Annotated in this window: 11 protein-coding genes; 5 read left to right on the forward strand and 6 right to left on the reverse strand. The window is 48.2% G+C overall.

Going from position 1 to position 12,217, the window contains the following annotated elements; all coding sequences use genetic code 11:
* Positions 1–77: 77 nt before the first annotated feature.
* Together tsf and rpsB are read right to left on the reverse strand one after the other, a co-directional pair.
* A complete protein-coding gene (gene tsf, locus K9N75_RS17365; RefSeq protein ID WP_008814515.1) occupies positions 78–929 on the reverse strand; it encodes a translation elongation factor Ts in 852 nt (283 codons plus the stop codon).
* A 247-nt stretch (positions 930–1,176) separates the two neighbouring features.
* On the reverse strand, positions 1,177–1,902 hold the full coding sequence (gene rpsB, locus K9N75_RS17370; RefSeq protein WP_004094351.1) for a 30S ribosomal protein S2: 726 nt from the start codon (positions 1,900–1,902) through the stop codon (positions 1,177–1,179).
* Between the two features lie 374 nt (positions 1,903–2,276).
* Here rpsB and map point away from each other — a divergent pair, with 374 nt between their 5' ends.
* The 5 genes from map to K9N75_RS17395 all read left to right on the forward strand — a co-directional run bounded on the left by map (position 2,277) and on the right by K9N75_RS17395 (position 8,760).
* The gene (gene map / locus K9N75_RS17375) at positions 2,277–3,077 is read left to right on the forward strand and encodes a type I methionyl aminopeptidase (protein WP_008814516.1); all 801 of its coding nucleotides are present in this window, start codon (positions 2,277–2,279) and stop codon (positions 3,075–3,077) included.
* 448 nt (positions 3,078–3,525) lie between these two features.
* Entirely contained in the window at positions 3,526–4,227 is a 702-nt protein-coding gene (locus K9N75_RS17380; protein ID WP_039190043.1) for a DUF4396 domain-containing protein, read from the forward strand.
* 381 nt (positions 4,228–4,608) lie between these two features.
* Positions 4,609–7,245, forward strand: a complete 2,637-nt coding sequence (gene glnD / locus K9N75_RS17385; protein ID WP_371272863.1) for a bifunctional uridylyltransferase/uridylyl-removing protein GlnD — start codon at positions 4,609–4,611, stop codon at positions 7,243–7,245.
* A 160-nt stretch (positions 7,246–7,405) separates the two neighbouring features.
* Positions 7,406–8,230 (forward strand): 2,3,4,5-tetrahydropyridine-2,6-dicarboxylate N-succinyltransferase, encoded by an 825-nt coding sequence (gene dapD / locus K9N75_RS17390; protein WP_004094357.1) that lies wholly within the window; start codon positions 7,406–7,408, stop codon positions 8,228–8,230.
* A gap of 143 nt (positions 8,231–8,373) precedes the next feature.
* Positions 8,374–8,760 (forward strand): DUF3461 family protein, encoded by a 387-nt coding sequence (locus K9N75_RS17395; protein WP_008814520.1) that lies wholly within the window; start codon positions 8,374–8,376, stop codon positions 8,758–8,760.
* 540 nt (positions 8,761–9,300) lie between these two features.
* Here K9N75_RS17395 and K9N75_RS17400 read toward each other — a convergent pair.
* The 4 genes from K9N75_RS17400 to syd all read right to left on the reverse strand — a co-directional run bounded on the left by K9N75_RS17400 (position 9,301) and on the right by syd (position 12,162).
* Complete coding sequence (locus K9N75_RS17400) at positions 9,301–9,750, reverse strand: flavodoxin (protein ID WP_008814521.1); 450 nt, start codon at positions 9,748–9,750, stop codon at positions 9,301–9,303.
* A gap of 40 nt (positions 9,751–9,790) precedes the next feature.
* The gene (gene truC / locus K9N75_RS17405) at positions 9,791–10,561 is read right to left on the reverse strand and encodes a tRNA pseudouridine(65) synthase TruC (protein WP_130974678.1); all 771 of its coding nucleotides are present in this window, start codon (positions 10,559–10,561) and stop codon (positions 9,791–9,793) included.
* Positions 10,561–10,893 carry a YqcC family protein gene (locus K9N75_RS17410; protein ID WP_008814523.1) on the reverse strand — a complete coding sequence of 111 codons (333 nt, stop codon included), beginning with the start codon at positions 10,891–10,893 and terminating at the stop codon, positions 10,561–10,563. Before K9N75_RS17410 ends, truC begins: the two co-directional genes overlap by 1 nt.
* 717 nt (positions 10,894–11,610) lie before the next feature.
* Positions 11,611–12,162 carry a SecY-interacting protein gene (gene syd, locus K9N75_RS17415; RefSeq protein ID WP_008814524.1) on the reverse strand — a complete coding sequence of 184 codons (552 nt, stop codon included), beginning with the start codon at positions 12,160–12,162 and terminating at the stop codon, positions 11,611–11,613.
* Positions 12,163–12,217: the final 55 nt, after the last annotated feature.

Here is a 12,217-nt window from a genome sequence, read left to right on the forward strand (position 1 = left end):
CGTCGAACGTTTTCAGGTTTATTCAACGTTACATAAAACAATGGAACCACCATCACGGCGGTTCCATTTGAAGGCGATTAAGCGCCTTTAGTCATTGATGCAACTTCTGCAGCAAAGTCTACGGTCGCTTTTTCGATACCTTCACCCACTTCGAAGCGGATGAAATTGGTAACGTCAGCGTTGTGCTCTTTCAGCAACTGGCCCACAGTTTTGCTTGGGTCCATAACGAAAGCTTGACCCGTCAGAGAAACTTCACCGGTGAATTTCTTCATGCGGCCTTCAACCATTTTCTCTGCGATTTCTTTCGGCTTACCAGACTGCATCGCGATGTCTAACTGAACTTGGTACTCTTTTTCTACCACTTCAGCAGATACGTCTTCTGGCTTAACGAATTCAGGCTTGCTTGCAGCAACGTGCATTGCCAGTTGCTTAGCCAGTTCTTCATCAGCGCCTTTAGCAGCAACCAGAACACCGATGCGAGCACCGTGCAGGTAGCTAGCCAGTACGTCGCCTTCCAGAGAGGCAACACGACGGATGTTGATGTTCTCACCGATTTTCGCAACCAGCGCTACACGTTCTTCTTCGAACTGTGCTTTCAGAACTTCAACGTCAGTAATTTTGCCTGCAACAGCAGCATCCAGCACTTTCTCAGCGAATGCCTGGAAACCACCATCTTTAGCAACGAAGTCAGTCTGGCAGTTAACTTCCAGAATCACACCGTAGTTGCCAACGATCTTGGTTTTGATCACGCCGTCAGCAGCGACGTTGCCTGCTTTTTTCGCAGCTTTGATTGCGCCAGATTTGCGCATATTCTCGATTGCCAGCTCGATGTCGCCTTGGGCTTCGGTCAGCGCTTTTTTACAATCCATCATGCCTGCGCCAGTACGTTCACGCAGTTCTTTTACCAGGGTGGCGGTAATTTCAGCCATTGTATTTTCCTCGGTGGTCTCGTCGTGAAGAGCGAACCTCACGGAGACTGGTTCTCTCATCTAGGGATTGGTTCTTTATATCGCCGTGATAAAAAGGCGATTTTTACAAAGAAAGGGGGGGCCATAAAGGCCCCCTAACCAACATATTTCAATACCTGGTTAATAAGGGCTATACCTTTTTATTTGGCGCTGCTGCTGTGTTGGCGGCAACTCCAAAGCTCTTGGGTATAAGCTTGCGCTTGCCTTATTATTCAGCTTCTACGAAGCTTTCTTCCGCTTGGGTAGCCAGATCCTGAGAACGGCCTTCGCGAACAGTTGCCGCTACAGCGTTCAGGTACAGGCTTACTGCACGGATTGCGTCATCGTTACCAGGGATAACGAAGTCAACGCCGTCCGGATCGGAGTTGGTATCAACGATAGAGAATACCGGGATACCCAGGTTGTTGGCTTCTTTAATCGCGATGTGTTCGTGATCGGCATCAACTACGAACAGAGCGTCTGGCAAGCCACCCATGTCCTTGATACCGCCCAGGCTGTTTTCCAGCTTGGCCAGTTCACGAGCGCGCATCAGCGCTTCTTTTTTGGTCAGTTTTTCGAAGGTGCCATCCTGAGACTGGGTTTCCAGATCTTTCAGACGCTTGATGCTCTGACGAACGGTTTTCCAGTTAGTCAGCATACCGCCCAACCAGCGATGGTTCACGAAGAACTGGTCGCAGCTGTTAGCAGCTTCTTTTACCGCTTCGCTTGCAGCGCGCTTAGTACCAACGAACAGGATTTTGCCTTTACGAGCAGAAATCTTCTGCAACTCAGCCAAAGCTTCGTTGAACATTGGAACAGTTTTTTCAAGGTTGATGATGTGAACTTTGTTACGTGCACCGAAGATGAAAGGCTTCATTTTCGGGTTCCAGTAACGGGTCTGGTGACCAAAGTGTACACCAGCCTTGAGCATGTCGCGCATGGAAACAGTTGCCATGATTAAACCTCTATATAAAGTTTGGGGTTAAGCCTCCACATATCCCATGAGCCGACCCAGCAAGGCATTTGTCCGAAGACTCATCCTGCAAGGCACCCCGGCGCACGTGCCGATATGTGTGTGTTGTTGTCGTTTCTTTGCAAAGAATACAAATAACACAATTGAGATTTACAGCTTCCCTATCGGCCTCATTAATGAAAACAGATATAAGAACTGCGGCGCGCTTTATACCATAAACCAGCCACAGACTCCACCTTTTGTTGCATTTTGAGCCCACGGTTATCGTAGGATTTGGCAGCGGTTACGAGGACTGTTACCATGTTCAGCAATTGATTCTCATTGTCGATTTCACGACACCTGCGGACATATATTTCATGGCAATCTCAATAAAAACACCTGAACAAATCGAAAAAATGCGCGTTGCTGGGCGACTGGCGGCGGAAATTCTAGAAATTATCGAGCCATACGTGGTTCCCGGTGTTAGCACCGGTGAACTCGATCGTATCTGTGATGATTACATTACCCAAAAACAGCAAGCGATCTCTGCATGCTTGGGGTATCACGGCTATCCGAAATCCGTTTGTATCTCTGTAAACGAAGTGGTCTGCCACGGTATTCCTAGCGATGAAAAAATCTTGAAAGACGGTGACATCGTCAACATCGACGTTACCGTTATTAAAGACGGCTGGCATGGTGATACCTCCAAGATGTTCATCGTTGGCAAGCCAACCATTCTTGGTGAACGTTTATGCCGTATCACGCTGGAAAGCCTTTATTTAGCGCTGAAAATGGTTAAACCAGGTATCCGCCTGCGCACCATCGGTGCCGAGATCCAGAAGTTTGTTGAATCTCATGGTTTCTCCGTCGTACGTGAATACTGCGGCCACGGCATCGGCGAAGTGTTCCATGAAGAGCCTCAGGTTCTACATTACAATGCTGATGATGGCGGCGTAGTGCTACAGAAAGGCATGACCTTTACCATTGAGCCGATGGTTAACGCTGGTGATTACCGCATCCGTACCATGAAAGATGGCTGGACGGTGAAAACCAAAGATCGCAGCCTGTCGGCACAGTACGAGCATACTATTGTGGTGACAGATAATGGCTGTGAGATTTTGACCCTACGCGAGGAAGAAACCGACCTCCCACGCGTTATCGTTCACGAGAACGTATAACTCGCCGAGCTCTCAACGGGTCAAATTCAGCTCAAACAAAATCGCTGACAAATAATTGCCGTCACAGAGCTAACACCGTTCACTTAAGCTCGATTTTAGGGGGAGCACACCGATGGGGTCGTAGCGGCGTAAACCGCCCCGTGGTGTGCTAGCCCCGTGTATTTCGATCACTCAACTGAACGGAGTTAGCCTCAGAGCGGCTTTTTTTGTGTCTATAATAAATCGATAAATAATTCCATACGCCATCAAAGCCAAAGAAAAACGCTTATCTTTTTGTATCCCAAACCTCCCCCCATAAAAAAAACACTAAACTGACATTATTAGACCCAATATTTATAATTCACTGATACGTAAAGAATTAATTCCATTCTTTAAATTAAGTCGCGAGTGGATTTACCGATTTAAACCGATTACTTTTATTGTATGTTTATTTAGGAGGGGCAAACTTATGTTTCCTGACTGGCTACAATCATTAGCTCTATTTTGGTTATTCAGCGCATTAATTTCGTCAGTTATTATTTATTTGGACATTACGTTTAATCGCCCGCAACCCATGAAAATAATGGTGCTTGCATGGTCAATTAATGCTTTGTATTTCAGCGTTATTGCTTTGGTTGCTTACTTTTGGTTTGGGCGTGCTAAACCTCATATGATGCCAATGATGGAACATCATATGCAGGGGATGGATATGGATATGCCAAGCAAACCTATTACTTGGAAAGGCATATTCACAGTAAGTACTCACTGCGGCGCGGGGTGTACATTGGCCGATATTATCGGTGAGGTCCTCGTATTCTTCATACCCGTGACGCTGGCAGGCAGCGCCGTTTTCGGTAGCTGGGGGCTCGATTTCGTTTTAGCGCTGCTACTGGGTATATTCTTTCAATATTTACCAGGCAGGGAAATGGGGCTAGCGCCAAAAACGGCGTTGAAGAAAGCCATTCAGGCCGATATTTTGTCACTAATCAGTTGGCAAATAGGGATGTATATCTGGATGGCAATCGTGCTGTTCGGTATTTTTACACCAACGATGCCGCGTGACAGCGCCGTTTATTGGTTCATGATGCAGATTGCTATGATATTTGGCTTTATGACCGCTTACCCAGTCAATGGATTACTGTGCAAAAAAGGCATCAAGCATGTGATGTAATACATCCCGCTAGCGCTGAACTTTTTACCTCTTAAAACGCTCCGTATCGCCCTCGAGCGTTTTTTATTGTGTCACATCTATTTGGAGCCCCTCGTACAGTCCCATCGGCTTTGGCATCATCCTCTAAACCAGACTTCAGATTGATACCATTATATCTTGTCTTGTAGCGAACTAAATCAGCGTCCACTGAGGGCTAAAACCGAGTATATTATAGTTTGCTTTATATTCAGCTTAATGCAGCGTATTGAATATGAGGCTAATAACCTTCTGTTTTTAAAAGACTACACAGATAATTTGTGACGTCTTATTATACTCTATAGCCCGAATAAGACGACTAGGGGAGATGCGATGCCCATTCCACATCCAACGTTATTGGATCCCATGATTGAACCACTGATTCAGCCCCCCTCCCCTGACAACTTCGCGGCGTCCGACCTTGAGTGTGCACCACTAAAACAATCGCTTGAGCGTTTTCAGCAGTGGATGTCTGCCGCATTTCAGGCTGGAGAGTCTGCGGAATCATTGATTGCCGCTCGTACTCTCTATATCGATCGTCTACTGACACGTTTGTGGATCCATCTCGGTTTTAAAGAACGCCAAGGCATAGCGCTGATCGCGGTTGGGGGTTATGGCCGCGGCGAATTACATCCACTTTCTGATATTGACCTTCTCATTCTGAGCCAAACCTCACTGGATGACCCCGACGCACAGCGCATCAGCGAATTGATTACGCTGTTATGGGATCTCAAGTTGGAGGTCGGACATAGCGTACGTACACTAGATGAATGCCTGCAAGAAGGCCTTTCTGACCTCACGGTGGCAACCAACCTGATTGAATCGCGGCTGGTTTATGGCGACGTAGCGTTATTCTTACAATTGCAAAAACAAATTTTCAGCGACGAATTCTGGCCATCACCTAAGTTTTTTGATGCCAAAATTCAAGAGCAGAAAGACCGCCACCAGCGCTACCACGGCACCAGCTATAACCTTGAACCGGATATCAAAACCAGCCCCGGCGGGCTGCGTGATATTCATACTTTGCTGTGGGTTGCACATCGTCATTTCGGCGCGACCTCCATGAATGAAATGGTCGGTTTCGGTTTTCTCACCGAAGCCGAGCGCGATGAGCTCAACGAATGCCAAAGCTTTCTATGGCGCATCCGTTTTGCCCTGCATTTGGTTCTCAATCGCTACGATAACCGCCTGCTGTTTGATCGCCAATTTAGCGTCGCACAGCTATTAGGCTACGAAGGCGAAGGTAATGCGCCCATTGAGCGCATGATGAAGGATTTTTATCGCATGACGCGTCGCGTTGGCGAGCTCAACCAAATGCTGTTACAGCTGTTCGATGAAGCCATTCTCGCGCTGGAAACCAATGAAAAACCGCGCCCACTCGATGATCACTTCCAGCTACGCGGCAACCTTATCGATCTTCGCGATGCAGAAACCTTCATGCGCAATCCTGTCACCATTTTGCAAATGTTCTACGTGATGGCAAAAAATCAGGAGATAACCGGGATTTATTCAACAACCCTGCGGCATCTGCGTTACGCCCGTCGTCACCTTGCTCAGCCACTGTGTGATTTACCTGAGGCACGCAAACTGTTTATGGCAATACTGCGTCATCCTGGGGCAGTGAATCGTGCTCTGTTGCCAATGCACCGCCACAGCGTACTGTGGGCTTATATGCCGCAGTGGGGAAAAATCGTCGGTCAAATGCAGTTCGATCTGTTTCATGCCTATACGGTGGACGAGCACACCATGCGCGTGCTACTCAAACTAGAAAGTTTCTCCGATGAAAATACACGCCAGCGCCATCCGCTGTGCGTAGAGCTTTATCCGCGTTTACCACAGCCAGAATTGTTACTTCTCGCTGCGCTCTTCCACGATATTGCCAAAGGACGCGGTGGCGACCACTCTATTCTCGGCGCACAGGACGTGCTCGAATTTGCCCAACTGCACGGCCTAAACTCTCGCGAAACGCAGTTGGTTTCATGGCTGGTACGCTGTCACCTACTCATGTCGGTCACCGCTCAGCGTCGCGATATTCAAGATCCTGCTGTCATCCAGCAATTTAGCGCTGAAGTACAGAGTGAAACCCGGCTGCGCTATTTGGTGAGTCTCACCGTGGCCGACATTTGTGCCACCAACGAAACGCTATGGAATAGCTGGAAACAAAGCCTGTTGCGTGAGCTCTATTTCGCCACCGAAAAACAGCTACGCCGCGGCATGCAAAATACGCCAGATATGCGTGAGCGGGTTCGCCATCATCGCTTACAGGCGCTGGCATTATTGCGTATGGACAATATTAACGAGGAGGCACTGCACCACATCTGGAGCCGCTGCCGCGCTGATTATTTCCTGCGCCACAATCCCAACCAACTGGCGTGGCACGCTCGTCATTTGCTCAAGCATGATGCTAGCAAGCCGCTGGTCCTCGTCAGCCATTTGGCCACACGTGGCGGCACCGAGATTTTTATCTACAGCCCCGATCGCCCTTATCTGTTTGCTGCCGTTGCCGGTGAGCTAGATCGCCGCAACCTGAGTGTTCATGACGCGCAGATCTTCACTAACCGCGATAACTTTGCCATGGACACCTTCGTCGTGCTTGAGCCAGACGGTAGCCCTCTAGCACAGGATCGTCACGCCACCATCAAACATTCGCTAGAGCAGGCGTTAACTCAACAACATTACCGCCACCCGCGCACGCGCCGCCCATCGCCAAAACTCCGTCACTTTACAGTGCCTACTGAGGTCAGTTTCCTGCCGATGCACAACGAGCGCCGTAGTTATATGGAGCTGGTCGCTTTGGATCAGCCTGGATTATTGGCGCAGGTGGGAGAAGTATTTGCCGAAATGGGGTTGTCGCTACACAGTGCTCGAATTACCACCATCGGCGAGCGGGTTGAGGATTTATTTATTCTGGCAGACGGCGAACGTAAAGCATTAAGCATTAAAATGCAGTCAGAATTGGCTCAGCGGTTGACAGAGGCCCTCGATCCAACCGATAAAGGATGATGTATTTTTTGTGATATATGCCTAAATAATTCGAGTTGAAGTGATACGGCAAATTTGTGAGTCCCCAGCAGCATCGCTAACGATGTCACTGGGGAACAACGCATCGACAACTTGAAGTATCAAGGGTATACGTCAATTAATCTTCGGGAATAGAACAAATATGCAGCAGTTGCAAACTCTTATTGAAAACGCCTTCGAGCGCCGCGCGGATATCACTCCGGCTAACGTAGACAGCATCACGCGTGAAGCGGTTAATCAGGTTATTGCGCTATTAGACTCTGGCGAACTCCGCGTCGCTGAGAAAATTAACGGTGAATGGGTTACTCATCAATGGCTGAAAAAAGCCGTACTGCTCTCTTTCCGCATTAACGATAATAAGCTGATGGAAGGCGCTGAGACTCGCTTTTACGATAAAGTTCCAATGAAGTTTGCTGACTACGATGAAGCTCGTTTCCAGCGCGAAGGCTTCCGTGTCGTGCCACCAGCAAGCGTCCGCCAAGGTGCATTTATCGCCCGCAACACCGTGCTGATGCCTTCTTATGTGAATATCGGTGCTTACGTTGACGAAGGCACCATGGTTGATACTTGGGCAACCGTAGGTTCTTGCGCGCAGATTGGTAAGAATGTTCACCTGTCTGGCGGCGTAGGTATTGGCGGCGTTTTAGAGCCTTTACAGGCTAACCCTACCATCATCGAAGATAACTGCTTCATCGGCGCACGTTCCGAAGTCGTTGAAGGCGTTATCGTTGAAGAAGGCTCGGTGATTTCCATGGGCGTTTACTTGGGCCAAAGCACTAAGATCTACGACCGTGAAACTGGCGAAGTTCATTACGGGCGCGTTCCGGCAGGCTCGGTGGTTGTTTCTGGCAACCTACCGTCTAAAGATGGCAAATACAGCCTGTACTGTGCAGTTATCGTGAAGAAAGTAGACGCGAAAACTCGCGGTAAAGTCGGTATTAACGAGCTGTTACGCAGTATCGACTAACACAACATTGATAGCGGGCCATCAGCCCGCTATTTTTTTATCTGTCACTTTGCACTGACAGAGTGATACGCCACGCAGATTTAATGGATGCCGTTATTTAGTCTATATTTCATCTTCTCATGAAAGATACCAAAGGTGCCTCTATGTATGACAACCTGAAAAGCTTGGGGATTAATCAACCCGAAGAGATTGACCGCTACAGCCTTCGTCAGGAGGCCAATAACGACATACTGAAGATTTATTTCCGTAAAGATAAAGGCGAGTTTTTTGCCAAAAGCGTGAAGTTCAAATATCCACGCCAACGCAAAACTATCGTGGCCGATAATGCAGGGCAAGGTTACAAAGAGATCCACGAAATTAATCCTAACCTTCGCTATGTGATTGATGAGCTCGATCAGATCTGCAAACGCGATCAGGTAGAAGTCGATCTGAAACATAAGATCTTGGACGATCTACGTCATCTTGAAAGCGTAGTGGCGAATAAAATCGCCGAGATTGAGGCTGATCTGGAGAAGTTGACGCAGAAGTAGGCATCCAAGTAAGACGACACTTCTATACTCACTTCTATACTAGAGCAGTGAAGGGTTTCGTCCGCCCATCAGCATTTGTGTTTCTATGAACCCGCTAGTGTAGGCGTCCGACGAGAGGTTGCCAGCGTGCAACCTCTCGACTCTCGCACTTTTTACCGAGTCGTTTGGCCGACCGGTCTCAGAGCGTACATCCCTGTGCGCCTTCGACCTACCGCCATCTTCCTGATGGCGGTTCTATCATGCATTTCATTCAACACGAAAAAGACAAAGCAATATTGTTTTGTTTGTGTCTTTTTAATTGTTTAAGTCTTGGTAGGGAGAGCCGCCGATACAGGGATGTATCGGCGGAGTTTGGGGCGGCTTGGATGGCCGATACCAAACCGGAGCGGAGATGGCATCTCGGATAAAAGCGCGCGAGTGCAGAGACCACGCGCTGGTGGTCTCTGCACGTACGCCTTCATCAGTGTATCAATGAAGCTCGGCATAGACGGGCGGGCGAAATATTACACTGTAGGAACATAATCAAGCCCCACCTACAATCTACTGAACCAACAACCCCCACTTCTCCACCCACGGCCCTGTCACGACCTCGGGCTCTGCATCTACCTGTGCATCCACTTCAAGAAGCTCGCCGATGCGCGTCGCTTTTTGCTCTTGCAGCAACTCATCAAACTGGTGGCCAGCACCACAGAAATGGGTGTAACTACTGTCGCCTAGCGCGATCAACCCGTAGCGCAGTTCTGGTTGGTAGCCAACGTTATCTCTCACCGCATGAAACAGCGGTGCGATAGAATCAGGTAAATCGCCTTGCCCCGTTGTTGACGTGACGATCAATACATAATGATTGCGGTAGAACTGCCACTCTTCTAGCGTTCCTTCCTCAAACAATTTCACATCGTGGCCCTGTGCCTTGAGGATATTCTCCGCGTCCTCTGCAGCCATCAATGCGTTGCCGTAAACCGTTCCAACAAAAATGCCAACCTGCGCCATAATGCTTTCCCTTTTAGTAAGAATTTACGCTGACGTTGTCTTACTCATCCTGACCGTAACTCACGAGAAACTCAACCCTTTCAAGGTCAGGGAGATACTCTTCCCAACCAAAATGCGCCATCATTCGTTGCCAACGATCGTCAAGCCCAGCCTGTAGGAAAAGTGGCTCTCCGGTAATCGGATGCTCTAAACACAGCTCACTCGCGTGCAACATCAAACCAGAACAGGCAAAGTGCTGAGACATCGCGCGATTCTGGCGTAGGTCCCCATGTTTGGTATCGCCAATAATCGGGTGGCGTAGATGTGCCATATGACGACGTAGCTGATGTTTACGGCCTGTCTCCGGTTTTAGCTCAATCAAGCTGTAACGCGCGGTTTGATACTTACCTACCGCAACCGGCATTTCCACCGTAGCCAAAGAACGATAGTGAGTAACAGCCGTTTGTGGTGCTTTATCAGGAGAGCTGAACTTATCTGCAATCTTGTCCAGCTCAGGTGTCAGGGCATAATCAATAACCGCCTCACCTTCTAAATAGCCTCGCACCACCGCATGATACGTTTTATTCATTTCACGCTGCTCAAACTGCTCAGACAGCATACGTGCCACCTCGCTGGATAGCGCCATCAGCAACACGCCAGATGTCGGCCGATCTAGACGATGCACGGGAAATACATGTTGACCAATCTGATCACGCAGCGTTTGCATCACAAATACCGTTTCATGGCGATCAAGCCAACTGCGATGAACTAACCAGCCCGCAGGCTTATTGACCGCAACAAGATGCTCGTCCTGATAAATAATATTAAGCATCAATTAGCATCTTCTTGATTCAGCATGTCATCCAACTGCTGAAGCAATACGATTAAGGGCTGAACCTCCTGCAGACGCTCTTTAAAGGCAACTTCAAAATAAGGGGCAATTGCAAAACGACGTGGCAATGGCGATTGACTATCGAGCAAAGCAAACATGCGTGGTAGCAATATCCACTGCAGCCATTGTTCTGGCGCCATGGTATCTACACAAAAAGGTTCTTTGCTTTCAAATGCCTGAGCATCAGGCGCACATTCCTGAGACAGATTTAAACTGTCCAACTGTTGCTCTATTTGCAGCAAATGTTGTCTGACTTTAGCGTATTCGCTCATGCTTTTCTCACTCATCTCTACAGGCGGGATACAAAATGGGGGCAAAGGATAGCATTGAAGGGAGTTCCCCCCAATAGGCTCTCTTGATAGGGTACTGCGGGATATAACAATTCTGTATAGGCAAAGAAAAAGGGCGTACTGTTTACACAGTACGCCCGGTTCGTTTTATAGCAATCCAGCTACTCATTGTGCTCCCTGCTCATCCATGAAAACTTTTCCGTATGGCTATCCATTTCCTAACAATCCGTCGACTCGTCCTACTTTCGTCCTGACGTTTCATCCTGCATCATCCAGATGCTGTTCCTCAGTCTTCCTGACCCGCCTGTTATCCTAACCGGCTCTCAATCTCCGTCCTGGAGGTGTCCTTTACTTCAATCCTGAAGTGTCCTTGGCCAACATCCTGTGGCACATCCTTTATCACTCTTCCTGAGTGTGTCCCTAGCTCCTTCCCGAAGCAACATCATCCTGATGTGTCCTGCTCCAACCGTCTTCCCTTCCGGTGAAACTAATATCGCTGATTCTTTCCCTTAAAACAATAAGGCTTTAAGGCTCACAGATGGCTTACACGGTGGAAAATATCAAATTAAAAACGTAATCCATTGATGTATAAGAATAAGTAAAATACAACTTACGCAAACTCTGCATAAATAAGCGATATATCCTACACGCCGTGTGAGAGATCTCTCACACGGCGACGGGCAACCGTGTAAGCCAACCTTACTTTTTGATGACTGGCTGCAAACGAGAAAGGAACTCCGACAATGATTCAGCCAGCACTTCTCGCTGTTTACTACCGAACTGCTCCAGCAAAACATTGCCCGTGAGGTTACAGAGGGAAACTAGCTGCAGCTCTGAATCTGTAGTCGCTAAAAACAACGTAGGCGATAGTTTCAAACGGCGTTGCGTCACAAGATGTCCAATTTGATTCTCTTGCAAACGCTGCAAATCATCTTCACTCCACACCTGAACTAAATCCAAATGCAGATCATCCAGCGTGGCGCTCATATCACCGGCGTATTGTGAGGTAAAAAAGGGAACAATATCTTTATGCAATTGAATATCTAAAGCACGGGAAATACCGTTTAATCCGTCGGGAGCTGTCGCCAACAGAGCTTTCCAATAGACTTTCTCGTTCTCGGTGCGTACAACGCAGGGCGAAGCGACACCGTATAGCGCTTCACTATAAGGAAAATCGCCGGTTTCATTCTGCCAAACATTGATAAAACGGTGGGTAAACTCCGCTAATGCGGCAGAAACATCATGCACCATGTTTTCTCTCACTAAGGTAAACTATAAAGTATCTGCTGATTGTACCGTTCTTATT

Source organism: Hafnia paralvei, from assembly GCF_020150375.1.
Lineage (GTDB): Bacteria > Pseudomonadota > Gammaproteobacteria > Enterobacterales > Enterobacteriaceae > Hafnia > Hafnia paralvei.

Bases quoted from the DNA above. Each gene is read 5' to 3' on its own strand.
- truC (WP_130974678.1), bottom strand. From the start codon at position 10,561: ATGCTTAATATTATTTATCAGGACGAGCATCTTGTTGCGGTCAATAAG.
- syd (WP_008814524.1), bottom strand. From the start codon at position 12,162: ATGGTGCATGATGTTTCTGCCGCATTAGCGGAGTTTACCCACCGTTTT.
- tsf (WP_008814515.1), bottom strand. From the start codon at position 929: ATGGCTGAAATTACCGCCACCCTGGTAAAAGAACTGCGTGAACGTACT.
- rpsB (WP_004094351.1), bottom strand. From the start codon at position 1,902: ATGGCAACTGTTTCCATGCGCGACATGCTCAAGGCTGGTGTACACTTT.
- K9N75_RS17395 (WP_008814520.1), top strand. From the start codon at position 8,374: ATGTATGACAACCTGAAAAGCTTGGGGATTAATCAACCCGAAGAGATT.
- K9N75_RS17410 (WP_008814523.1), bottom strand. From the start codon at position 10,893: ATGAGCGAATACGCTAAAGTCAGACAACATTTGCTGCAAATAGAGCAA.
- K9N75_RS17380 (WP_039190043.1), top strand. From the start codon at position 3,526: ATGTTTCCTGACTGGCTACAATCATTAGCTCTATTTTGGTTATTCAGC.
- K9N75_RS17400 (WP_008814521.1), bottom strand. From the start codon at position 9,750: ATGGCGCAGGTTGGCATTTTTGTTGGAACGGTTTACGGCAACGCATTG.
- dapD (WP_004094357.1), top strand. From the start codon at position 7,406: ATGCAGCAGTTGCAAACTCTTATTGAAAACGCCTTCGAGCGCCGCGCG.
- glnD (WP_371272863.1), top strand. From the start codon at position 4,609: ATGATTGAACCACTGATTCAGCCCCCCTCCCCTGACAACTTCGCGGCG.
- map (WP_008814516.1), top strand. From the start codon at position 2,277: ATGGCAATCTCAATAAAAACACCTGAACAAATCGAAAAAATGCGCGTT.